The organism is Flavobacterium sp. ENC, from assembly GCF_020991415.1.
Classification (GTDB): domain Bacteria; phylum Bacteroidota; class Bacteroidia; order Flavobacteriales; family Flavobacteriaceae; genus Flavobacterium.
On record NZ_JAJMOY010000002.1, the window covers coordinates 331,828 to 357,889 of the forward strand.

Genomic DNA, 26,062 nt, shown 5'->3' on the forward strand with positions numbered 1-26,062 from the left:
TGACCCATCAAAAAAGTCAAATATTAAAACAAAACAAATGTTTACAAAATATAACAAAATAGCCTTTAGCGGAATTTTAGCTTTAAACCTGTTTTTGGCCAGTCCGGTACTTTCACAGGAAAAGAAAGCAAAACAGAAAAGTGTTGATTACACCCAATATGTAAATCCATTCATTGGCTCTGCGGGTCATGGTCACGTATTTGTGGGGGCTAATGTTCCTTTTGGAGCCGTTCAGCTGGGGCCGGTAAATGTTTTTGAAGGCTGGGACTGGTGCAGCGGGTATAATTACGCCAGCAACACCATCTTAGGTTTTACGCATACCCATTTGAGCGGCACGGGAATCGGGGATTTAAACGATATTCTTTTATTGCCTGTATCCGGAAAAGTGGCCCTTACCAAAGGAACCAAAGAAGATATGGCAAAAGGTTACGGTTCTTACTTTTCACATCAAAACGAAGTAAGCCAACCGGGTTATTACAGCGTTGTGTTAGATAAATATAAAATCAAAGCCGAATTAACAGCAAGTGAAAGAGTCGGTTTCCATAAATACACTTTCGATTCTGCGAATGATGCTCATGTTTTACTGGACCTTGCTGATGGAATAGGATGGGACAAACCCGTAAAAACGTTTATAAAAAAAATAAACGAAACGACTCTTGCCGGCTATCGATATTCGGCAGGCTGGGCCACTGATCAGCGTATTTATTTTACGATGGAATTCTCAGAACCGATTGCCGCTATTGCCTTATATGACAGTATTGCTCCGGTAAAAGGCAGTGAAGGAGAAGGTGTGCGAATGAAAGTCGTTTTAGATTTTAAAGCTTTAAAAAACAAACAGGTTCTGGTAAAAGTCGGAATCTCTCCTGTAAGTTCCGAAAATGCCGCTGCCAATATAAAAGCAGAAATTCCTGCTTGGGATTTTGACCAAACCGTAAAAGCTGCCAGCTCAAAATGGAATAAAGAACTCAACAAAATTCAGATCCAGGCAGACGACAAAACAATGAAAGTTTTTTATACTTCCCTGTATCATACGATGTTTGCGCCTTCTATTTTTAACGATGCTAACGGAGATTACAGAGGAACCGATAAAAAGGTCTATGAGAAAGCTGACTTTACCAATTACACCACTTTTTCACTTTGGGATACCTACAGAGGTTTACATCCGTTGTACACTATTACACAGCCTGATAAGATTAACGATATCGTCAAATCTTTTTTGGCGATTTATCAGCAGCAGGGCAGATTACCGGTCTGGCATTTGATGGGGAATGAAACCAATACGATGAATGGAAATCACTCCATTGCGGTTATCGCAGATGCCTACCTGAAAGGATACAGAAATTACGATACGGCACTTGCCTACGAAGCCATCAAAAAAACCGCCATGCAAACCCGCGACGGAATGGATTATGTTCAGCAATTGGCCTACATTCCTGCTGATAAAATGCTCGAATCCGTTGGAAATGCTTTGGAATATGCCATTGATGATTATTGTGTGGCCCAAATGGCAAAAGCCTTAAACAAGACCGAAGATTATGCTTATTTTACCAAAAGAGCCAATTTGTATAAGTTCTATTTCGATAAAGAAACCACTTTCATGCGTGGTAAGTTAACCGATGGAAAATGGAGAACGCCTTTCAATCCGCTTTCTTCAGTGCACCGCAAAGACGATTATGTAGAAGGAAATGCCTGGCAGTACACCTGGCTGGTGCCTCAGGATCCATATGGTTTGATTGATTTATTTGGAAGTGAGGATAAGTTCGTAGCTAAATTAGACGCCTTATTCGTACTGACTGATAAAGTGGAAGGAGAAGAAGTTTCTCCCGATATCAGTGGACTGATCGGACAATACGCACAGGGAAATGAGCCCAATCACCATATTCCATATCTATATGCGTACGCCGGACAGCCCTGGAAAACAGCAAAACTAATTCGTGAAATTGACGATAAATTTTACACCACAAAACCCGACGGCTTGTGCGGCAATGAAGACTTAGGACAAATGTCTGCCTGGTATGTGCTCTCATCTATGGGATTCTATTCCGTTAATCCCGCCAATGGAATTTATGTTTTGGGAAGTCCGTTGGTCAATACGGCTACAATCCATCATAAAGAAGGGATTTCCTTTACATTGAAAGCAATCGATAACAGCAAAACGAACCTGTATATTCAAAAAGCAGAGTACAACGGCAAACCGTATACAAAATCCTATATCACACACGATATGATCGTAAAAGGAGGAGAATTAAAATTGTATATGGGCAGCAAACCTTCTTTGACTTTTGGAGTTAAGAAAGAGGACAGGCCGATTTAGGGAGTTTTCAGTCTCGGTCTCGGTCACAGTTTTCAGTCTCAGTTTTCAGTCACAACTCACAACTCATAACTCAAAACACACAACTCATAACTCATAACAGATAACTCACAACTCATAATCAATTAAAACATGAAAATAAGGAGTTTAATTTTTTTAGGATTATTACAATATTGTGTTTTTCTAAACGCGCAGGTTAAAACTTTAGATCCGGTAGAATATGTAAATCCGCTGATGGGAACACAGTCGCTTCCCAATCTTTCGAATGGAAACACCTATCCGGCGATTTGCAGGCCCTGGGGAATGAATTTCTGGACACCGCAAACCGGAAAAATGGGCGACGGATGGGCGTATACCTATACCGCAGAAAAAATAAGGGGATTCAAGCAAACCCACCAGCCATCACCGTGGATGAATGATTACGGACAGTTTTCGATTATGCCTGTTACAGGTAAACTGGCTTTTACAGAAGACGAACGTGCCAGCTGGTTCAGTCATAAGGCCGAGGTTTCAAAACCGTATTACTACAGTGTCTATCTGGCGGATTATGATGTCACAACAGAAATTACCACGACAGAAAGAGCGGCACATTTTCAGATTACATTTCCGGATAATGAAAAATCTTCTATTGTAATTGATGCTTTCAATAAAGGTTCCTACATTAAAATTATTCCGTCAGAAAATAAAATTATCGGTTACACCACCCGCAATAGCGGAGGAGTTCCGGAGAATTTCAAAAACTATTTCGTATTGCAGTTCGACAAGCCGTTTTTGACCCATTCGACCTGGAATGAAAAAATTCTGGAAAAAGATAAATTAGAGTTGACAGGCACTCATGTAGGTGCCGTAATTGGTTTTAAGACGCAAAAAGGAGAAAAAGTAAACATAAAAGTAGCTTCTTCTTTTATCAGTACAGCGCAGGCAGAATTAAATTTAAAGAACGAATTAGGATCGGCTACTTTTGACGAGACTGTAGCAGAATCCAAAAAAGAATGGAACAAAGTTTTAGGAAAAATAACGGTTGAAGACACGAACGAAGAGCAGTTAAAAACGTTCTATTCCTGTTTGTACCGCACGGTGTGTTTCCCGCAAAAGCAGTACGAAATAGATGCCGATGGAAAAATCATGCATTACAGTCCGTACAACGGAAAAGTACTGCCGGGCTATATGTTTGCAGGAACCGGTTTTTGGGATACTTTCCGCGCTTTGTACCCTTTATTGAATTTAGTCTATCCTTCTATAAACAAAGAAATGCAGGAAGGGTTGGTAAATGATTATAAAGAAGGCGGTTTTTTACCGGAATGGTCCAGTCCCGGTTTTAGAAATGTCATGGTAGGAAATAATTCAGCCTCCGTAGTTTCGGATGCCTATATGAAAGGACTAAGAGGTTATGATATCAACACCCTTTACGAAGCCCTGCTGCACGGAGCGAATACCGAAGGACCGATGGACGCAGTCGGCAGAAAAGGAGTGAATTACTACAATACATTAGGTTATGTTCCTTATGATGCCGGTATTAACGAAAATGCTGCGAGAACACTGGAATATGCTTACGATGATTTTACGATCTGGAAGCTGGCCAAAGCCCTAAACCGTCCGAATAAAGAAATCAGGCTGTTCGAAAAACGAATGATGAATTATAAAAACCTTTACAATCCGGCTATCGGACTCATGAGCGGAAGGAACAAAAACGGAAGTTTTCCGGCCAATTTTAATCCGTTTAAATGGGGAGATGCCTTTACGGAAGGGAACAGCTGGCATTACAGCTGGAGTGTTTTTCACGATGTTCACGGCTTAATCGATCTGATGGGCGGCGAAAAGGCTTTTACAGCCAAATTAGACGCCGTATTCACCACACCTCCGGTTTTTGATGATAGTTATTATGGATCCGTTATTCACGAAATCCGCGAAATGCAAATCATGAACATGGGACAATATGCACACGGCAATCAGCCGATTCAGCATATGATTTATTTATACAATTACGCAGGAGAACCCTGGAAAACACAATACTGGGCAAGAGAAGTGATGAACCGTCTGTACAAACCAACGCCGGACGGATATTGCGGTGATGAAGACAACGGACAAACTTCAGCCTGGTATATTTTCTCGGCTATGGGATTCTATCCGGTTTGTCCCGGAACCGATGAATATGTGCTGGGGGCACCCTTATTTAAGAAAACAACCCTGCAGCTGGAAAACGGAAAACAGCTTATCATCAATGCGCCCGATAATTCAGAAATCAATAGATATGTCAATGAATTAAGATGGAATAATTCGAAACATAACAAAAATTACATCAATCATTTTGATGTGTTAGAAGGTGGCGAATTAAATTTTGATATGACCAGTTCCCCTAATTTACAAAGAGGTACAGCAGCAGAAGCGTATCCGTATTCTTATTCAACTTCAAAATAAACTTTTATGCAATCACGTAGAAAATTTATAAAAAATACAGGCATTTTTTCAGCAGGACTATTGGCCATTCAAAGCAATGCTTTCGGATTTAATTCGGATGCTTTTCAGTTTCCTTTAAAAGATTTTGTAAGCAAAAGACCTCCGCTGACCGAGAGAAAATTTACAAGTCAGGCCGTAGAAGCAGCCATTGTGCGGATCAAAAAGCAAATTGCAAATCCGGAACTGGCCTGGTTGTTTGAAAACTGTTTTCCCAATACACTGGATACTACAGTCGATTTTGAAATTATCGAAGGCAAACCCGATACCTACGTCATTACGGGAGATATAGATGCCATGTGGCTTCGTGACAGTACAGCGCAGATCTGGCCTTATATTCCGTTTGTAAAAGAAGATGCCAAACTGGCTGAACTGGTCAAAGGCGTGATAAACCGTCAGGCGAAATGTATATTGCTGGACCCGTATGCGAATGCTTTTTATAAAGACTTTACCAAAGAAAGCGAATGGAAGCACGACCTGACCAAAATGCAGCCCGGAATCCACGAAAGGAAATGGGAAATTGACAGTTTGTGTTACCCGGTCCGACTGGCACACGGCTATTGGAAAGAAACCGGAGATATCAGTCTGTTTGACGAACAATGGAAAAAAGCTATGCTGCTCGTCTTGCAGACTTTTAAGGAACAGCAAAGACTGGACGGAAAAGGAGGGCCTTATACGTTTCAGCGTCAGACCGCCTGGGCAACAGACGGAGTGCCTCTGGGAGGTTACGGTTATCCGGTAAAACCATGCGGACTAATTGTTTCGACGTTCAGGCCAAGTGATGACAGTACCTTGTTTGGCTATCTGATTCCAAGCAATATGTTCGCGATCGAAGTATTGGGGTATCTGATTGAAATATTCTCCTTACCGGCTTTAAAAGACAATGATCTGGTAGCAAAAGCCACGGAATTAAGAGATCAGGTACAAAAAGGCTTAAAAGAAAACGGAATCATAGACCACCCGAAATTCGGAAAAATTATTGCTTTTGAAGTAAACGGATACGGCAGTTTCCACATGATGGATGATGCCAATGTTCCTTCTTTATTGTCATTGCCGTATTTAGGCGCAATTGCTCCCAATGACCCTTTATACCTTAATACCCGTAAAGTCGTACTTTCAGAAAACAATCCTTTTTTCTACAAAGGAAAAGCCGGCGAAGGTATCGGAGGGCCGCATACAGGAGTTGACACCATCTGGCCAATGAGTATTGTACTGAGAGCCATTACCAGTGTAGATGAAAAAGAAATAAAAGCCTGCATCAGTAATTTGATCAAAACCAATGCGGACACGGGATTCATGCACGAGTCTTTCCATAAAGATGATGTAACCAGGTTTACGAGAAAATGGTTCGCCTGGGCGAATACCTTATTTGGCGAAATGATCGTTCACACCAGTATCAACTATCCTCAGATTTTAAAAGATAAGAATATCTAGAACAAGCAAGTTAAACAAGGAAAAATGAATATACCATACGCCGTAGGGCTAGATATAGGAGGGACACATATTACCGCAGCAGTTATCAATATAAAAGAGATGAAAGTTATGGACTTCTCTCTGAACAAGGAATCTTTCGATTCTAATTTACCGGTTGATCAGGTGATGAAGATCTGGAAAAAAGCAATTTCCAAAGCCATAGAAAATTCTAAAGTGACAGCAGCGACAGGTTTGGCGGTATGCATGCCCGGCCCGTTTGATTATCAAAAAGGGATTTGCTGGATCAAAGACCAGTCCAAATACGAACATTTTTACGGATTGAATATTCGGGATTTGCTTTTGGAGCACCTTGATCTTTCTGGCGATTTTCCGGTACTTTTTGAAAATGATGCTGTTTGTTTTGGCAAAGGAGAAGTTTTTAAGGATCAGGAGAACCTTTCCAGAAAAGTAATGGCGGTTACCTTAGGAACCGGACTTGGAGCCTGTTTTATTGACAAAGGTCTATCTGTTGCCGGGGGAGAATGCGTACCTGAAGACGGCGAAATTTACAACCTTCCTTATAAAAACGGAATTGCAGAAGATTATGTTTCGGTAAGAGGCCTCTTATCACATTATCAGGCTTTGAGCGGAATAACACTTACTAACGGACTGGAACTTTATAATCGGGCTGTTGAAGGAGATGTTATTGCTGTAAAAGTGTTTGAAGAAATGGGGGAGGATTTAGCTGCCATTGTAATTCCGTGGCTGGAAAAGTTTGGTGCAGATCGTTTTATTATCGGAGGAAAAATTGCCAATGCAAGTGAATTTTTTCTGCCTGTTTTTAATAAAAAAATCAAAGAAGCAAGTAGTAAAGTGACGGTCTGTATTTCGACAGATAACGAGGCAGCTGCTTTGTTAGGGGCTGCAAGTATGCTTTACACGGCTTAGAATTTTACGAATTATCTAAAAAAAATATTTATATAATGCGCAATGGGATGTAAACACCATTGCGCATTTTTTTATAAAAATCTTTACTATTTGTTTTTCGTAAAGAACTGTTTCAATCCGTCTTTTTATATTATGATATAACCAAATAAAATAACAAATAAATTCTGTTATAATATAAATGATATCATGATCAATAATTTTATAAGTATGGAACTTACATATTGGACAATAAATTTAGCAGATCATTTTGTTACAAAACTTATTTTTTTCTTGTTCTCTTTGTTTTTCTTTCATTCGGAATTAAGAAATCAGGGCAAACAAATAACAAAGTAAGGTGATCATAAAAGAAGTCATAGAATTATTTTTTAAGATTTATGCTAAGCCTAATAAAACTTATAATTGATCTGCGCCGCTGCATAAAAAGAAGATTTAAACTGATATTGGTTTGTATTGCTGAAAAAGCTTTTCAGGTTTCGGTCCGTAAAATAAGCAGGACGTACAGCGCTGATTCCAAGTGTAATCGGAAGTGTGATTTTTTTGCCAATCCTGATCTCCGGGCGTAATCCGGCTACGATATACTGGTGTGTAAATATGACATCTTTACCTCCTTTTTCCACAAGTGCCATTTGCCCGTTCATGTCTGCAATTACACTCAAAACAAATGATTTGTGAATCTCATATCCGGCAGAAGCCTGAAAACCGCTCATAAGCGAAACATTAAAAACATACCTGCCGGGAGCATTATAATTCAGGTATAAGGCCGGAAACAGCATAGGATATCCAAACGTATTGTTGAAAGCCAGTCCGCCGCCAAGATCTAATTTCGAATTGATTTTCCTGATGAATACAGCACCTGCATTTCCAAGCACACTTCTGGCGCCCATTTTAGAAATTTGTGTCTGATCGGTATAAATGCCCGCACCGGCAAATAATAACATATTCCAATTTTTATTTAAGGGACGCATGTTGAATAAAGAAAACTGCGCATTGACAATATCAGACAACACCATCTCCTGAGTAAAATTTTTATTGGTAAGAGAGGCATAGGCTCCCGAAAGCGCTACACCCCAAACGACAGCCAGACTGTCTTTATTTACTTTCATCGAAAGTGGGATTTTAATATTCGCCTGATATACTGCTGCGGATCCTTTACTGTCTCCCAGTTCATTATTATTTTCATCCCCATAACGGGATGATCCAAAATGCTCAGCCTGAAGGGTTATTTGTGCTTTTGTTTGTGAAGCTACCAGCAATAATAATAGTAAAGCCAGCCATGATGTCGTTTTCATATCATATGTTTTTAAGTTTGACAGGGCAAAACTATTCTATCAATCAAAAGCTTTTTTAGGCTTTTGACTAATGGTCGTATTTTGTTGACCAACGGGCAGTGCTGCGATCGAAAATAAATTAATTTTGTAATCTCAATCTGCAGCTATGTTCACTATTAAAAAAGCAAACCTTCTTTTCTGGATTTTTTTATTCCTCATTGTCTTATTGCAACTGTCATTGTCCAGCAGTCCGAATTTTACCCTGAGCGTAGCCCTTATTCATGCTGTGGCTATCGTATTCATTTTGCGCGTACACGTTTATTTCCTGAATGTTTTAATCAAAAAATACCTTAAAACACACGACACGGCCGGATTTGTAATTTCGGCTTTATCGATTAGTTTTGCGACAGCCATCCTGCTAACTGCTGCAGGTTATTTTATTACAATAGGACTTTTAACTGATGCCAATCTGATGGAAAATGAACTCATTTCCATGTTTTGCGGTATGTTGCTGGTCAGTATCCTGATTTCGGGAATGAGTTATTCGATCGAATTGTTCAAACAAAATATAGCTTCGGAAAAAAGGCATCAGGAATTAAGAAATAGTGTCCTCGAAATGGAAATAGATCATTTGAGAACGCAATTAAGCCCGCATTTTACATTTAATATCCTTAATAATCTGCAATTTCTGATCCGTAAAGACCAGGATGAAGCGCTCGAATTGTTATCCAGATACAGCAAAATTCTGCGTTATTATGTCTATGAATCACAAAATAAATGGATTAAACTGGACGATGAAATTGCTTTCCTCAAACATTATTTTGAATTGGAAAAAGACCGTTCCGGGGAAGACCTTGAAATTTCCTGCCAATGGGATATTCCGGAAAATACATTGCTGATCATTCCTTTTCTCTTATCGACATTTGTTGAAAATGCATTCAAACATGTTTCTTCTTTTAAAGAGGAAAAGCGTTATATACAGCTGCACATTTTTTTAAAGGATGAAAATCAATTGTTCCTGCACCTGAAAAATGCATCGGGACAGCAGGCATCAAATCCAAAAAAAGGAGGCGTTGGTTTAAAATATGTGAAGAAAAGACTCGAGCTTTCCTATAAGGATAATTACGAACTGGAACTGATTCCGGAAGCGGACTCTTATAGTGTACGTTTAAAATTAAATCTTACCAACGTATGAAATGTATCGTGATTGATGACGAAAGGATTGCGAGGGAAGGTTTGGAATCTTTTATCAGTGAATTTGATTTTCTAAGCAATGTCGGCGTTTTTGCTAACGCGCATCTGGCCCTTGAAAAACTAAAAACGGAAACCGTTGACCTGATTTTTCTGGACATAGAAATGCCATTGCTCAATGGACTTGAATTTGCAAAACTCATTACCGATAAGCCATCGATGATTATTTTTACAACAGCCTATTCAGAATATGCACTAAAGGGATATAAGGTAAATGCGGTCGACTATTTATTGAAACCGATTTTTTTTGAAGATTTTAAGTCGGCTGTTTTAAAAGCAAAAAAAATGTATGATCTGATGTATCAGCAGGAGTTAACTTCAAAACCATTGTTTTTTAAAGAAAACGGAATAACCGTAAAAATTCAGCCCACACAAATCATGTACATCAGGAGTATGCAGAATTATATCGAAATCTATGCTGAAAACAGTAAAAAGAGTATCATTCATCAGACCTTAAAAAGTATTGCGGACCAACTTCCAACAGAAAACTTTTTACAAATTCATCGCTCCTATATTGTAAATACAAAATACATCACCCATATAGACGGTTTCAGGCTGTCCTTAAAAAACACCATTTTGCCCATTGCGAGAAATCGAAAAAATATCGTCATGGAACGGTTTATCAATTTATAAGGCTATAAAAAAGGGATTGATGTATTCCTTCAAAAGCTTTTTTAGATAAATCGTCTAGCAAGGTTATTCTTTTGGATTTATGATTATATTTGAGACTATAATTTTAAAAAGTAATGACAAAACAGAAGCTTCTCTACCTGATTTCTTTTATCAGCCTTATTGTTATATTTATCCTTGCAGCCTTTGATGTCAGTACTGATGTTCCGGTTTCTCCAGTTGCTCCCAAAAAGCAGAAAAAGCAGGAACCCTATCAGCCGGGTCTTGTATTGACTTTTGATGACGATTATGTAGACACCTGGTACAATGCCGAAAAAGAACTGCGTCCCTACAATTGGAAAGCTACTTTTTTCATCTGCAAGTACAGTGCTTTTACAAAAGATCAAAAAGAAAAATTGCATTACCTTCAAAAAATGGGGCATGATATAGCCGGACATGGTTACAATCATGAAAATGCCGTGAAATACGTCGCAAAATACGGACTGGATGCTTATGTAAAAAATGAAATCATTCCACTTAAGGAAGCCATGCAGAAAGACGGATTCGATATTAAGTCCTTCGCGTATCCCGACGGTGCCAGAAACAGTGCACTGGACAAAAGATTGCTGAATTATTTCGATTTTATAAGAGGCACCACCTACGGAGAACTGTATCCGAAAAGCCAGTATTGTTATTATGAGGACAAGCGTGTCATTTATGGTTTAGGGATTGATGATGATTACGAACAGTTTAACCTCGAATACTACAAAAGCCTTTTGCTGTATGCCAAAGAACATAACAAAATTGTTATATTTTACGGACATAAAACAGTCGATAATGCAGATGAAAGACTGGAAACGCCAATCGGTTTACTCAAACAGCTTTGTGCCTTTGCTGCAGAAAACAAGCTGAAGTTTTATTCGGTAGATGATTTGAAAAAATTAAAAAACTAACCGGATTCCATTACGGCAGATGTTGGAAATTTATCCCTGTTTAACTATTCATCTTCCTGTATTGTAAAGGAGAAAGGTGTTTCAGTTCCTTAAATTTCCGATTGAAGTTAGAAATATTATTGAACCCGCATAATTCGGCAATTTCCAGAACAGAAAGCTCCCCGTTGCTCGAGAGCAGTTTTGCCGCCCTTTCAATCCGGACTTCAATCAGAAACTGAAAAAACGATTTGTTCGTCCGTACTTTAAAGTACCTGCAAAACGCATTTTTGGTCATATTGGCTATGGAAGCAATTTCATCAAGGGTAATATTCTGATGAAAATTGGTCATCACATATTCAAAAACAGTCTGCATTCGTTTCCCTTCATTATCGGTTATTTTTTTGTGATATAAATAATTGGACAAAGGCTCATTTTCAGCTGTTGAAAGCCATTTTAAAATATCCAGAAAAAGAATAAAACGAGAATACGGATCTGCTTTTTTAAGTTTCTTAAAATATTTGACTACTTTTTTGGGAGCGTTATGAATAATAAACCCGTTTTTACTGCTTTCCAGAATCGGATGAATATTTTTGAAAGTAGGCAATGCAAAAAAATCCTTTCCAAAAGAAGTAAAAGTAAAAAATAAGGTCCGCATCACCGAGATTTCGTTTTCCCGCACATCACTTCTAAAAACATGGGGCAGGTTGCTTCCGATCACTAAAATATCGCCTTCCTGGTATTGCGAAATCGTATCACCGGCAAAAACGGCACCTTCTCCTTTTTCGATAAAACTAATCTGAACTTCTTCGTGCTGATGCAATTTATCGTAAAACGATATTTCTATATCTTCCTGATAGATAAGCGGTTCTTCTCCCGATTTTGGAATTTTAAAAGGAAAAACTTTCATGGTTGGGTAGGTTAGTTACTATCAAATATATTGCATTTCAGTAATAAAATGATGGTATCCTAATCTGTTTTTTGAATTTGAAAACTATAGAGGGTAATATAGTATCATTTTGAGGTAATTTTCTGTGAGACAGCTGACTGGTTTCTCGATAATTTTGGTTGACAATAAAAAATCAATACTATGGGGATTCAATGGAACGGCGTTATGCCGGCAGTAACTACCAAATTTACTGCAGACGATAAATTAGACTTCAATATGTTTGAAGTCAATATGAAAGCACAATTAGAGGCCGGAGTATCAGGGATTATTTTAGGAGGAACATTAGGAGAGGCCAGTACACTTTTGGAAGAAGAAAAAAGAGAATTGGTCAAACATACTGTTTCGCTTACGAATAATAAAGTGCCCGTGATCATGAATATAGCCGAACAAACCACGAGAGGAGCAATCTTAGCTGCCAACAAAGCCGAAGAAGACGGTGCGAAAGGATTGATGATGCTGCCCCCCATGCGCTACAAAGCTTCTGATTATGAAACGGTGGTTTATTTTAGTGAAGTCGCCAAAAATACTTCACTTCCGATTATGGTCTATAACAATCCGGTCGATTACAAAATTGAAGTGACATTGGACATGTTTGAGGAATTACTGAAGTACGATAACATTCAGGCCGTAAAAGAATCCACACGAGATATTTCGAATGTCACGAGAATGATCAGTCGTTTTGGAGACCGCCTGAAAATATTATCAGGAGTGGATACGCTGGCTTTAGAAAGTTTATTAATGGGCTCAGACGGATGGGTTTCCGGTTTGGTTTGTGCTTTTCCGGCAGAAACCGTAGCCATTTTTAAACTCGTAAAAGCAGGAAGAATTGATGAAGCCCTAAAAATATACAGATGGTTTTTGCCGCTGCTCGAATTGGATATTAATTCTTTTCTGGTACAAAATATCAAACTGGCAGAGGTCGCAACCGGAATCGGAAGCGAATATGTTCGTGCACCAAGACTGCCGCTTCAGGGCAGTGAGCGTGAAAAAGTACTGGCCACTATAACAGAAGGATTGCGCAACCGACCGACATTGCCGGATTACAAGAACCTATAATTCCAAAAGCTATGATTACAGGAAAAAATTATATAGGAAGTCAGCTTAAGGCGGCCGGAACCATCACCTTAAAAACGTTCAATCCGCTTTTAAATACAGAGAATCCGTGGGTTTTTACAGAAGCAACACACGAAGAAATAGAAGAAACGGTTGCTTTGGCCCATCAGGCATTTGGCAGTTACAAACGATGTTCCGGTGTAGAAAAAGCTAAATTTTTAAACACCATCGCAGATGAAATTTTAGCATTAGGAGATCAATTGTTGGTTCAATATTGTAGCGAATCCGGTTTTCCGAAAGGCCGTGCAGAAGGGGAGCGGGGCAGGATGATAGGACAGCTGCGTTCATTTGCAGAAATGCTTATCGAGGGAAGCTGGGTTCAGGCTACAATAGATACTGCAATTCCGGAGCGCCAGCCTGCCCCGAAAGAAGATTTGCGAAAGATGCTGGTACCGTTAGGACCGGTGGTCGTTTTTGGTTCCAGTAATTTTCCTTTTGCATTTTCAACCGCCGGAGGAGATACGGCTTCAGCACTGGCTGCCGGTTGTCCGGTGATCGTAAAAAGCCATTCCATGCATATAGGAACTGGAGAAATGGTAGCCTCGGCCATTATAAAAGCAGCGCAAAAAACAAACATGCCCGAAGGCGTTTTTTCTAACCTTACGGGAGGAGGCAGAACGCTGGGAGCAAGTTTAGTACAACATCCCTTGGTAAAAGCAGTAGGCTTCACGGGCAGTATCAGCGGAGGACGCGCTTTATTTGATCTCGCAGCAAAGCGTCCGGAACCCATTCCTGTTTTTGCTGAAATGGGAAGTGTGAATCCGGTGGTATTGCTGCCTGAGGCCTTGAAACAAAACAGTCAAAAATGGGCTCTTGCCTATGCAGGTTCGATTACTTTAGGTGCCGGCCAGTTTTGTACCAATCCCGGCTTATTATTAGCCGTAAAAGGAGCTGCCTTAGACGAGTTTTCCGAACAATTGGCCACAGCGATCGAAAACACAACTCCTGGCTGTATGCTGCATGCTTCTATGCAGGCTGATTTTGAAAAAGGCATTCTCAAAATGCAGGCGCAAAAAGGTGTTTCGAAAGTAGCTCAGTTTACAGCAGAAGTACCACCCAATCATGGCAGGCCGACTGTCCTGAAAGTGAGCGGGGAAGAATTCCTCAAAAATAAAGCGTTAAGCCATGAGGTTTTTGGCCCCTTTTCAATTCTGGCAGTATGTAATGATGAAGCCGAATTACTACAAATAATTAATACATTAGACGGACAACTAACCGGAACTATTATCGGTGAAGAAAATGAATTGCAAGAGCATCAGGATCTTATTTTTGCTTTACAGAATCGGGTGGGACGTTTGATTTTTAATGGTGTCCCAACCGGTGTAGAAGTATGCCCCTCCATGTTACACGGCGGGCCCTATCCGGCATCATCGGATTCGAGGTTTACTGCGGTGGGAACACATGCCGTTTACAGATGGGTGCGTCCGCTGAGTTATCAGAACTGGCCCGATGAATTGCTTCCGGCTGAATTGCAAAATGAAAATCCGCTGCAGATTGTTCGTACCACAGACCATAAACTAACCCTATCCAAAATATAAAATGCTAAAGAAAACTTTTTTTTGTGTAGACGCACACACCTGCGGAAATCCCGTACGAGTCGTGGCCGGAGGCGGACCCAATTTGACAGGTGCCTCCATGAGTGAAAAACGCCAGCATTTCCTGAAAGAATTTGACTGGATCAGAAAAGGGCTTATGTTTGAACCTCGTGGTCATGATATGATGAGCGGCAGTATTTTATATCCGCCATCTGATCCGGAAAATGATTTTGGAATTTTATTCATAGAAACCTCAGGCTGCCTGCCAATGTGCGGTCACGGAACCATCGGAACCATCACCATTGCCATCGAAGAAGGACTGGTTATTCCCAAAACACCTGGTAAAATCAAAATGGAAGCTCCGGCAGGTTTGGTACAAATTGAATATCAGCAGACCGGAGCCAAGGTCGATTGGGTACGGCTGACCAACGTCAAATCCTATCTGGCAGCAGAAGGACTGACCATCCATTGCCCGGAGCTCGGAGAAATTGTTTTTGATGTGGCTTACGGCGGAAATTATTATGCGATTGTAGATCCGCAACACAATTTTTCGGGTGTGCAGAATTTTACCGCAAGCAAAATTATTCAGTACAGTCAGGAATTACGCAATCGGATCAATGAGGAATATCCCAATTTTTTTATTCACCCTGAAAATAATACGATCCGGGATGTGACCCATATGTTATGGACGGGAACGCCAATTGATACGGAATCATCAGGCAGGAATGCTGTTTTTTATGGGGACAAAGCCATAGACCGTTCGCCTTGCGGTACAGGAACTTCTGCAAGAATAGCGCAATTGCACGCAAAAGGAAAGCTCAAAGCAGGAGAAGAATTTATTCACGAAAGTTATATCGGAAGCAAATTTATTGGAAAAGTGGTCGAAGAAACCACGATAGGAGACATTCCGGCTATTGTTCCCAGTATTCAGGGATGGGCAAAAGTATATGGATACAATACTATTATTATTGATGAAAGCGACGATCCTTATGCCTTTGGATTTCAGGTCATTTAAGAATACGAAAAAATAGTTAGCTATTGATAAAGACGTTAAGTCTTGTCAAGGAACTTTTAATTAAAAATCTATGAAAAAAATAGGGATTGTCGGAGGAGGCATTATCGGTTTATGTTCGGCCTATTATCTGGCCCAGGAAGGGTACGAAGTCAGTGTTTTTGATCAGTCCGCTATGGACAACGGCTGTTCGTACGGAAATGCCGGAATGATTGTCCCTTCACACATTATACCCCTGGCACAGCCCGGCATGATAGCACAGGGCATGAGATGGATGTTTGACAGCCAGAGTCCGTTTTATGTAAAACCGCGTTTTAATACCGATTTATTAAAATGGGGTTTGCAATTTTACAAACACGCCAACAGCAGTCATGTTGAAAAAGCAATGCCGGCTTTGCATCATCTTTCGATGTTGAGCAAAGAGTTGTATCAGGATTTTGCCAGAGAAAATAATTCCTTTTTTTACGAAGAGAAAGGACTATTAATGCTTTATAAAAGTGATAAAGTTGCAGAAGACATGTACCATGAAGGCAAAGAAGCGGAACGCCTGGGACTTGAAGTCGACTATCTTTCCAAAGCGGAAGTTGCAGCTCTGGAAACCGGAACCAAAACCAATGTAACGGGCGGCGTTCATTATAAAAGTGACGCACATCTGTATCCGCAAAAATTCATGAAGTTCATCAAAGAAGAATTAATTCGCTTGAAGGTGGAGATTCATCGGCATACAACGGTAAAGGATTTTCATTTTGAAGGAAATAAAATTACTAAGATAGCCACCGATAAAGGCACTTTCGCTACGGATGAAGTGGTATTGGCGGCAGGTTCGTGGAGTCCTGTACTGGCCAAAAAACTAAATATTTCGATCTCGGTTTTACCCGGAAAAGGATACAGTTTTACATTAAAAGACAGCGATCAAAAACCGGCAATTCCGTCGATTTTATGTGAAGGAAAAGTCGCGGTAACACCGATGAATAATGATATTCGTTTTGGCGGAACGATGGAAATAACACATACCGGAGATACAAAAATAAATACAAACAGACTTCAGGGAATCGTAACCACGATCAATGATTTTTATCCCGAAATGCAGGTCGAAATGCCAAAAACAGCAGATACCTGGTTCGGATTCAGGCCTTGTACACCATCCGGAATGCCCGTTATTACAAGAGATAAAAAAATTGTAAATTTGACAATGGCTACAGGACATGCGATGATGGGACTAAGTCTGGCACCGGCAACAGGTAAAATTGTAACGGAGATTATCGCAGGAAAAACAACTTCTGTAGACACCAAAATGTTTCAACTGTAATTAAGAATAAAAAACACTTCTATGAAAAAGTATTTACTACTGCTCCTCTTTGTTTGTTCTGCTGTTTTTGCCCAGAATGATATCGACATCAACAATCTGAAATGGTTACCGGATTCCCATTCGTTCTGGATCAGTCAAAATAACAATGTAGCAGTTTATGATGTGGACAAATTGGATAAGCATACCACAATTCTGACTCAAAAACAATTGTCTGAATCCGGTTTTACCGGAGAAATTGAAGATTTGGTCTGGAATAACACCAAAACAAAAGTATTGTTGTATACCAATTCAAAAAAAGTGTGGAGGGCAAATACCAAAGGAGATTACTGGTTTTTTGATTTAGCGACAGGAAAAGGAAAACAATTAGGAAAAAACCTGGATGCCTCTTCATTGATGTTTGCAAAGTTTTCGGGTGATAATGAAAATGTAGCCTATGTTTCCAAGCACAACATTTACCTTGAAAATTTAAATACAGGAAAAATAACACCGCTGACCACAGACGGAACCGATAAAATCATCAACGGAACATTTGACTGGGTGTACGAAGAAGAGCTGGCAGCCAGAGACGGGTTCCGATGGAGCCCTGATGGCAAGAGCATCGCTTTCTGGCGCGTAGATGCATCGACCACTAAATTTCATTTCATGATCAACAATACCGATTCTTTGTATCCGGTGGTGGTTCCCGTTGAATATCCGAAAGCAGGAGAGAAACCTTCGTCGGTTAAAATCGGAATAATAGATATCGCTTCCTTACAGACCAATTGGCTGAATATTCCCGGAGAACCGGATAACAATTATTTGGTGCGAATGAAATGGCTGACAAACCAGTCGGTCATGGTGATTCAGTTAAACCGCAATCAAAATCAGGTTACTTTTTACAATTGCGATACGAAATCAGGTGCCGCTAAGGCCATTTACAAAGAAGAATCAGCAGCATGGATTGATGTTTTTGACATTTCCTCCGGTGAATACGATGGTTTCCCATGCCATTTTGTAGATAATGGAAAAGCCTTTTTATGGAGTTCTGATGCAGACGGCTGGATGCACATTTACAAAATCAGCAGTGATGGCAAATCAAAAGAATTAATAACGAAAGCTAATTTCGATGCTTATTTTCAGGCGTACAACGATAAGACCAAAACAATTTATTTCAAGGCAAGTCCGACAGATGCGACACAGCGTTATTTGTACGAAACCAATCTAAATTCAAAAAAGACCAAAAAAGTAACGCCCGATGTGTTTGACGGTACCAACGAATACAGTTTTTCAACAGATGCAATGTATGCCAAACATACCAATTCAAGTATCAGCAGAGACTATAACACACGATTAATTGCCTTAGCCGGACATAAAAAAATCCTGCCACAGGAAGCCGATTCCTTTCAGGCTCCTCAGCGTGATTATACCATGGAGAAATTCAAAGTAACTACGGCAGACGGAATAGAAATGGACGGAATAATGGCAAAACCAATGGATTTTGATCCTTCCAAAAAATATCCGTTATTCTTTTATGTGTACGGAGAACCGATGGCGTCCGTAGCCAATGACGAACCTTATTTTTATCCGTTTATCGCACAGGTAATTCCGCAGGGCTATATCGGAGTCGCGATGGATAACCGTGGAACTCCTGTAATGAAAGGAACGAAATGGAGAAAGTCCATTTACAAAAACATCGGAATTATCAACACCCGTGACCAGGCCATGGCAGCCAAAGAAATCCTAAAATGGAAATTCGTGGATTCCGACCGAATAGCTGTTCACGGATGGAGTGGTGGTGGTGCTGTAACTTTAAATTTAATGTTCCAGTATCCGGAAATATACAAATCCGGAATAGCAATTTCAGCCGTTACCGACCAGCATTTTTACGACAATATTTATACCGAACGTTATATGGGAATTCCGGGTGAGAATGAGGCGACTTATATCCAGGCATCTCCCGTAACCCACGCCAAAAACTTAAAAGGAAACTTGTTATACATTCACGGAACAGGCGATGACAACGTACATTATAAAAATGCTGAGGTCCTGATAAACGAACTGATCAAATACGATAAAATGTTCGACCTGATGATCTACCCGAACCGTTCGCACAGTATCTATGAAGGCGATGGAACGAGTAAGCATTTACTGGATACTTTTGTGAGGTTTATTGAAAAGAATTGTCCTGCGGGAGGGAGGTAGTTTTTTTAGTCCCCGTCTCAGTGTTCAGTCTCAGTTTTCAGTCTCAGTCTCAGTGTTCAGTCGCAATTTTCAGTTTTTGGTGTCACCCTGAGCGAAGTCGAAGGGCTTTTTGTTGCGGGGCTTCGACTTCGCTCAGCCTGACAGGTCTTGAATTTTTAGTTGCAGTTTTCGGTCATAGTCTCAATCGACAGTTTGTCACGTTGAGCGAAGTCGAAACGCGTTTCTATTGTAAATTTTAGATTTCAGGTTTCAACTGCGACTGAAAACTGGGACTGAAAACTGCGACTGCGACTCTCTTCTCGACTGCGACTGAAAACTGCGACTGAACACTAAACAAGCTAACTATATACCAATTCGTACTAAAATAGTATCAGAAAGAACAAAACTGTAGGGTTAAATTTGGTTATTACTAATTAAAACCAAAAAACCATGAAATTAAAACTACTACTGTTCTTTCTGATTTTCAGTGTATTGAAAGTTAGTGCACAAGGTTTACCTTGTCGGACAACCGAAGAAAACGCCAAAGTATACCGGAATCATCCGGCTTCGCTTCAGGAGAAAAAAGACTTTGATGTATTTAGCAAAAAGTTCGCTTTACAGCGGAAAAACAAAACTTCAAAAGACGCCGCTGCTAGCTATACTATTCCCGTGGTATTCCATATTTATGGAGACGTACAAAGTGGTAAAACTGTTACCTACGAAAAAATTGTAAATCATCTGGCACAGCTTAATGATGATTTCAACGGAAGAAATGCCGATTTTCAGACGGTAGAATCCTTTTTTCAGTCGCGAAGAGGAACCATAAACGTAGAATTCAAACTGGCGAAAAAAGATCCTAACGGTGGCTGTACTTCGGGAGTGGTCTTTCATCCCGCCAAAAATGGTTATGGAAACGGAGGAGGCTATGATGACCAGATTGCCGCCGATGCCTGGGACAATACCAAGTACATGAATGTTTACATTCAGAATGATTTGTATAACGATGGTGCCACAAATAACTCCGGAGTCGCCTGGTATCCCAATTCCGATATGACCGCAAGCAATACGGCACGTGTTGTTTTTAATGGCGCTTACCTGTATGACAACTCCTATAGCAAGGAATTCTCGGCAACCTTAACACATGAGTTTGGTCATTTCCTGAATTTAATCCACACTTTTGAAGGCGGATGCTCGGGAACCGATGAAGTAGACGATACACCGGCAGAAGACGGAAAGCATACTTTGGCTTGTACGCCGGGAACCAATTGTACCGGAGACAAAGTAAATTTCGAAAATTATATGGGCTATAATGGCGCTCAGGGTTGTTATAAAATGTATACTCAGGGCCAGATCAGCAGAATGCTGGCCGCTTTGGAGCACCCGGCCCGTAAATCCTTATGGCAGCCTCAAAATCTGATCGATACAGGAGTAAATGCAACCGGAAGTGCTTTGCTGGCTTCGGTAACATCTTTTAAGGAAGACGTTATAAATGACGGTTCTTTTACGGCTTTATCAACCGTAACCTTAAGCGGTACCAAAAACTTCGCCCTTAATTCCGGAACACTCACTTCAGGGACCCATTTCACACATACATTTCCGGCAAGTATAACACCGGTTCTTACGGTAAATTCAAACAAGCAGATTACGGTAACCCTTACGGGAAAAGCAGCCAGTCATGCTTTGGCAAACAATGCTTCAGGCGGAATCACGTTCTTACCGGCAGCTTTTGTGGGCGGAACGGCTGATTTGTCCTGTACGGCGCTGTTTTTTAATTTCAAATTTTCAGATCCGTACGGAATCTTTTTTGTCGATATGCCAGATGTTACCGTTTCACCGGACTTAACATGGAAATATTTTGAAATTGCCCAAGGAGATGATCCTGCCTTCGGAGGCTGGAGATTTGCTGCAAATGCTTTAAAAATCGAAACCTACGCCAAAAGAATGCTATGCGAAAACGGTACTAAAAACATAACATTGCTGGCAGCCAATACGGCGGTTGGACCTTCACGCAATTTCACAGCACCGGGCGCATACCCCAACCAGCTTGATTTGCGTACCCCGGCGTATACTACCTGGGACGGAAAAACAGGCTATGCAGGTTTTGAATATTTAATCGATGGTTTACCGTGTTACGGATGGTTTAAGATTACCGTAAATGCCAACGGAGATGGTTATACGATTTCTGAATATGCCTATAATACCCAGCCGAATACTCCGATTTATACCGGAATGACCGCTAAAACAGCCGTAGTTTTATCCGAAGGAACTTTATATGAATCCGAAGTAAATGATGGTGGCGTAACCGCAAGTACGACGATTACACTGTCGACAAATAACGGAACATTTACCAAAAGCAGCGGAACATGGATCCCAGGAACACATTACACCATCACCGGAGTTCCGGCAGGTTTAACAGCGGTTCTGACGTTGCAGGGCAATACCAGAACGGTGCTTAGCTTTACAGGAAAAGCCACTGCGCATCTTCCTGCAAATGATACAGCGGTAGTTATTACTTTTAAAGATGCTGCGATTACCGGTGGAATTGCCACTTTAGACAATGCCTCCAAAACCATCAATTTGAAATTTGACGCGCCCTATGGTATATTTTATGTCAACAATACCGATTATGTAGCATCGGCGGCAGCCACCTGGCAATTTTTCAGCTTAGGAATAGGCGATAATACAGACTATGGTGCCTGGCAATTTGCAACGGCCGCTTTGAAAATGGAAACCTATGGAAAAAGATTGGTTGGGGAGCCGGGTACCCGAAATATTTCATTTATTGCTGAAGGAACCACTATCGGAGCATCCAGTACTTTTGTGACTCCCGGAAGTGCTTATCCGGATCAGCTGGATTTAAGAACGGCCTCTTATACAGCCTGGGATAATAAAACAGGCTATATAGGTTTTGAATACAAGAGCAGGGGACGCACCTGTTACGGATGGATGCATGTAAAAGTGGAAGCCGGCGGTGTAGGATATACTGTTCTGGATTTTGGCTATAACACCAAACCAAACGAATCCATAAAAACCGGAATACAAACCACAACTCCCGTTTTGGCACCTTCAGCTTTAACAGCAACGGCAGGAAATTTAGAAGTGCAGCTAAGCTGGGTCAACAATGCGAGTAATGCCACGAATATAGTGATCGAAAGAGCCGGTGCAGATGCTGTTTTTGCCGAAATTGCGACTTTAGCTCCTAGCGCAACTACGTACACCAATACCGGTTTGACGGCAGGCAGTACTTATAAATACAAAATCAGGGCAAAAGCAGCGGCTGTTTATTCGGACTATTCCAATGTCGTTTCGGCTGTTATTCCAAATGCGGCTTTGTGTACGGTTCAGGCCGCAAACGGTTATGAATTTATCAATGCGGTAACGGTAGGAAGTTTTACCCATACTTCCGGAAAAGACAACTCTGGTTATACGGACTATACGTCAAAAGTAATTACGCTGACTCCGAATACCAATACAAATATAAGTTTAGTTCCTGGTTTTACAGGTTCTGCGTATACGGAGTATTGGGGCGTTTGGATTGACTATAACAAAAACAATCAGTTTGAAGCATCAGAAAAAGTAATCGACGGAATCTCCTCAAAAACGACGGTGACAGGAAGTTTTACGCCCATTTCATTTACCGGAACAACCCGTATGCGTGTGGTGATGAAATACAACGCCAATCCAGCGACAGCCTGCGGTAATCTGGGAGACGGGGAAGTGGAAGATTATACCGTTATGGCAGGAACAACAACCCCGGTAACGCTGCCAACACCCGTAAATCTTTCCAATGCAGGGATTTATGCATCCGGATTTTATGCGTCATGGGCGATCATGCCGGAAGCTGCCTCTTATGAAATCCAGTTAAACAATTCAGGCTGGACTACAGTCGGCACTTCGGCCACCTACTATTTATGGATTCCGAAACAAGGTACACAAACCGTTTACGAATTCAGGCTAAGAGCCAAAAACGGAACAGCAGTCAGCGAATGGAGCGCATCTCATACCATTGACCTGCAGTCCGGTAGTTTAGGAGTACAGGCAGCAGATACAATTAGATCATTTGCCATGTATCCCAATCCGGCTTCTGACATAGTCCATTTTAATTTTGGCAGTCTCGATACTTCTAAAGTCAAAATAACGATCTACGATAGCACCGGTAATCTGATTGGCGCAGTGCACAATACCGCTTCCTTCTCCGTAAATTCCCTACGAAAAGGTGTCTATCTGGTAATTGCCACAGACGGAAATTCTACGGAAAAGAAAAAGTTATTAGTGGAATAGTTTTTTAGTCGCGGTTTTCAGTCACAGTCACAGTCTCGGTCTCAGTCTCAGTCACAGTCACAGTCACAGTCACAGTCTCAGTCACAGTTTTAAGTCGCAAATTACGCAACAGTTTAAACCTGAAACCTGAAACCTGAAACCTGAAACCTGTCAACTGCCACTGTGACTGAAAACTGAAAACTGAAACCTGCGACTTCCTTAAGTACCAAACGGATTATCAATACTCTCCATAGGCGTTGTAAACCACTTCGGTCCGGATGCGGTCATATAAAAATGATCTTCATGGCGAATCCCGAATTGGCCCGGAATACAGATCATAGGTTCGTTGCTTACGACCATTCCTTCTTCTAAAAGGGTTGGATTTCCGCGCACTAAATACGGGTATTCGTGAATGTCCAGTCCGGTTCCATGTCCTACGCGATGCGGTAAGCCGGGAATTTCGTAATCACCGCTTAAACCCGCTTCGGCTAATACTTTTCGGGCAGCATCATCTACCGAACCACAACTGGCACCGATCTGAGCGGCATCAAAAGCAGCTTTTTGGGTTGCTTTTTCTAAGTTCCATATTTTTCTGTGATTTTCGGATGGTGTTCCGTAAACGTACGTTCGTGTGATATCAGACAAATAGCCTTCCAAACGGCAGCCGGTATCGATTAAAACAATATCGTTGTCCTTCAAAGGCTGTGGAGCAGTAACGCCATGTGGATATTGTGAATCCTCCCCAAAAAGTACAATACAGAAATAAGAACCGGAAGGTATCCCGGCTTTGATATGGGCGTTGTTGATAAAATCAGTCACTGTTTTTACTTCAATACCCGGATGTAAAATGCGTGCGGCAGCTCTTTGAACCACCATCGTTATTTCCTTTGCCTGTTGGATAATGGCAATTTCAGCGGCGGATTTATGCATTCTGCAGCCCGCAGTGACAGGCTGGGCATTTATAAAACTATAATTCGGATTGGCTTTGACAACATTGTCCGCTAAAAAGTAAGAGGCGGATTCATCCAGCGCAATAGTTCCGTCTGGAATGTTTTTCTTTTGTAAAATTGCTCCAAACAACTGATACGGATTTTCATGTTCTTCCCAGAAATTCAGATTTCCTTCCACTTGCAGGAAGGTTTTAAACGTACCTTCTTCAAATTTTGGAACAATATATTCGATGCTTTCATCTTCAAAAAGCAAGGCGCCGACCATTCTTTCTGAGGCATTCCATTTGGTTCCCGTAAAATAATACAGGTTGGTTCCGGCATTGAGGTAGATAGCGTTGCAGTTTTGTTTTTTGAGAAGCGCTGTTGCTTTTTTGATACGCAACTGATATTCAGCCAGTGCAATCGGCTGTACCTCAAGTGTCATGTTTTGTATCTTGTCTAATTCTGTACTTGCGGTTGAACCGCCAACTCCAATTGTCATTTGTTTATTTTTTAAGTTGTTTGACATCAAAATTAAGCCATTATTTTGGGATTGTCTGATTTTCAGGACAAGCCGGTAAAATAATATAATTTGGAGGTAATATAATATAAATACCCTATAGTAATTATAAAAAAAACGAGTAGCAGTAGCCTCTTTGCAACATTTTTAGGCCCTTATTTTTATAGCATTCGTTGGGATAGTTTTATTTTTGTACTGGGTTTCTTTCTTTTATTAACATATGTGTCAATAAATTAATAGAGTAATATTAATTTTATTATCTATTTTTGTTTAGACCAATTCTAAATAAAGATTGCTAATGAAAAATTTCCTTATCGCTGATTCTGAAAACCTACACATAATCGGGCTGAGATATACACTGAAAAAAATTGTCAAAAAGGCAAATTTAACGGTGGTAAACTCTAAAGATGAGTTGCTTAATCATTTTGAAAAAAACAAGGTAGAATATCTTATCATAGATCCCAATAATATATTTTTATTCTACGAAGACGACTTCAAATACCTTCGTATGAATTTCCCGGACTGTAAGATTATCATTTTATCCTATTTTAAACACAAACAAACCGTAAACAGTTTCTTACAGGACGGAATTGACGGTTTTATTTCTAAAGATTGTCAGGAACAGACCATTTTTGATGCTTTATACAAGATTGAAAACGGGGAACGCTACTTCTGCCCGAAAACCTTAAACGGACTGATGAACGTATTTGCTTTACCCGATTCAGATGCCAACCAAAAACTGACTTTCCGGGAAAATGAAATTTTAAAACAAATTGCCAAAGGAAATGACGGGAAAAGCATTGCCTCGCATCTTTTTATCAGTATTCATACGTTCAGGACACATCGGAAAAATATTATGAAAAAAACAGGCAAACATACCACGCCAGAGCTTATTTTATATGCGATTGAGAAAAAAGTGATTTAATTTTCGTTCAAATAATTATATTTATATTAGTTATTTCCTACTATATATGTAGTAGTTCCTCTACCTCTTTTGTGCAATTCTATTTACCATTGGTGTAGTATTGACTATATTTTTTATCGGATTTACTTTTGCTGAAACCTATTCTTTAGAATCAATCTAAATAAATA

Annotated in this window: 17 protein-coding genes; 14 read left to right on the forward strand and 3 right to left on the reverse strand. The window is 40.4% G+C overall.

Features of this window, described 5'->3' with window-relative positions:
- Window positions 1-37 precede the first annotated feature (37 nt).
- From LPB89_RS06295 to LPB89_RS06310, 4 genes are all read left to right on the forward strand, one after another.
- Window positions 38-2,314: a GH92 family glycosyl hydrolase gene (locus LPB89_RS06295; RefSeq protein WP_230700917.1), complete on the forward strand. Its 2,277-nt coding sequence runs from the start codon at window positions 38-40 to the stop codon at window positions 2,312-2,314.
- 129 nt (window positions 2,315-2,443) lie between these two features.
- Window positions 2,444-4,729 carry a GH92 family glycosyl hydrolase gene (locus LPB89_RS06300; protein WP_230700918.1) on the forward strand — a complete coding sequence of 762 codons (2,286 nt, stop codon included), beginning with the start codon at window positions 2,444-2,446 and terminating at the stop codon, window positions 4,727-4,729.
- Window positions 4,730-4,735: 6 nt separating this feature from the next.
- A complete protein-coding gene (locus tag LPB89_RS06305) occupies window positions 4,736-6,199 on the forward strand; it encodes a glycoside hydrolase family 125 protein (protein ID WP_230700919.1) in 1,464 nt (487 codons plus the stop codon).
- A gap of 24 nt (window positions 6,200-6,223) precedes the next feature.
- Complete coding sequence (locus LPB89_RS06310) at window positions 6,224-7,126, forward strand: ROK family protein (protein WP_230700920.1); 903 nt, start codon at window positions 6,224-6,226, stop codon at window positions 7,124-7,126.
- A 383-nt stretch (window positions 7,127-7,509) separates the two neighbouring features.
- On the opposite strand, the gene LPB89_RS06315 is transcribed toward LPB89_RS06310, so the two are convergent.
- Window positions 7,510-8,415 (reverse strand): DUF6268 family outer membrane beta-barrel protein, encoded by a 906-nt coding sequence (locus LPB89_RS06315; RefSeq protein ID WP_230700921.1) that lies wholly within the window; start codon window positions 8,413-8,415, stop codon window positions 7,510-7,512.
- A 145-nt stretch (window positions 8,416-8,560) separates the two neighbouring features.
- Here LPB89_RS06315 and LPB89_RS06320 point away from each other — a divergent pair, with 145 nt between their 5' ends.
- The 3 genes from LPB89_RS06320 (at window position 8,561) to LPB89_RS06330 (ending at window position 11,207) form a co-directional block, all read left to right on the forward strand.
- Window positions 8,561-9,589, forward strand: coding sequence for a sensor histidine kinase (locus LPB89_RS06320; protein WP_230700922.1), 1,029 nt, complete (start codon window positions 8,561-8,563; stop codon window positions 9,587-9,589).
- On the forward strand, window positions 9,586-10,278 hold the full coding sequence (locus LPB89_RS06325; RefSeq protein WP_230700923.1) for a LytTR family DNA-binding domain-containing protein: 693 nt from the start codon (window positions 9,586-9,588) through the stop codon (window positions 10,276-10,278). The genes LPB89_RS06320 and LPB89_RS06325 overlap by 4 nt, the downstream gene beginning before the upstream one ends.
- A gap of 113 nt (window positions 10,279-10,391) precedes the next feature.
- On the forward strand, window positions 10,392-11,207 hold the full coding sequence (locus LPB89_RS06330) for a polysaccharide deacetylase family protein (protein ID WP_230700924.1): 816 nt from the start codon (window positions 10,392-10,394) through the stop codon (window positions 11,205-11,207).
- Window positions 11,208-11,247: 40 nt separating this feature from the next.
- On the opposite strand, the gene LPB89_RS06335 is transcribed toward LPB89_RS06330, so the two are convergent.
- Window positions 11,248-12,093, reverse strand: coding sequence for an AraC family transcriptional regulator (locus tag LPB89_RS06335; protein WP_230700925.1), 846 nt, complete (start codon window positions 12,091-12,093; stop codon window positions 11,248-11,250).
- A gap of 180 nt (window positions 12,094-12,273) precedes the next feature.
- Between LPB89_RS06335 and LPB89_RS06340 the strand changes: the two genes are divergently transcribed.
- The 6 genes from LPB89_RS06340 (at window position 12,274) to LPB89_RS06365 (ending at window position 23,542) form a co-directional block, all read left to right on the forward strand.
- Window positions 12,274-13,188, forward strand: coding sequence for a dihydrodipicolinate synthase family protein (locus LPB89_RS06340; RefSeq protein ID WP_230700926.1), 915 nt, complete (start codon window positions 12,274-12,276; stop codon window positions 13,186-13,188).
- An 11-nt stretch (window positions 13,189-13,199) separates the two neighbouring features.
- Window positions 13,200-14,783 carry an aldehyde dehydrogenase (NADP(+)) gene (locus LPB89_RS06345; protein WP_230700927.1) on the forward strand — a complete coding sequence of 528 codons (1,584 nt, stop codon included), beginning with the start codon at window positions 13,200-13,202 and terminating at the stop codon, window positions 14,781-14,783.
- A gap of 1 nt (window position 14,784) precedes the next feature.
- Window positions 14,785-15,795: a 4-hydroxyproline epimerase gene (locus tag LPB89_RS06350; protein WP_230700928.1), complete on the forward strand. Its 1,011-nt coding sequence runs from the start codon at window positions 14,785-14,787 to the stop codon at window positions 15,793-15,795.
- A 70-nt stretch (window positions 15,796-15,865) separates the two neighbouring features.
- On the forward strand, window positions 15,866-17,101 hold the full coding sequence (locus tag LPB89_RS06355; protein ID WP_230700929.1) for an FAD-binding oxidoreductase: 1,236 nt from the start codon (window positions 15,866-15,868) through the stop codon (window positions 17,099-17,101).
- A gap of 21 nt (window positions 17,102-17,122) precedes the next feature.
- Entirely contained in the window at window positions 17,123-19,282 is a 2,160-nt protein-coding gene (locus LPB89_RS06360) for a DPP IV N-terminal domain-containing protein (protein ID WP_230700930.1), read from the forward strand.
- Between the two features lie 429 nt (window positions 19,283-19,711).
- Window positions 19,712-23,542: a M43 family zinc metalloprotease gene (locus LPB89_RS06365; RefSeq protein ID WP_230700931.1), complete on the forward strand. Its 3,831-nt coding sequence runs from the start codon at window positions 19,712-19,714 to the stop codon at window positions 23,540-23,542.
- Window positions 23,543-23,740: 198 nt separating this feature from the next.
- Here LPB89_RS06365 and LPB89_RS06370 read toward each other — a convergent pair whose 3' ends face one another.
- Window positions 23,741-24,952 (reverse strand): Xaa-Pro peptidase family protein, encoded by a 1,212-nt coding sequence (locus LPB89_RS06370; protein ID WP_230700932.1) that lies wholly within the window; start codon window positions 24,950-24,952, stop codon window positions 23,741-23,743.
- Window positions 24,953-25,268: 316 nt separating this feature from the next.
- Here LPB89_RS06370 and LPB89_RS06375 point away from each other — a divergent pair, with 316 nt between their 5' ends.
- A complete protein-coding gene (locus LPB89_RS06375; RefSeq protein WP_230700933.1) occupies window positions 25,269-25,895 on the forward strand; it encodes a response regulator transcription factor in 627 nt (208 codons plus the stop codon).
- Window positions 25,896-26,062 lie beyond the last annotated feature (167 nt).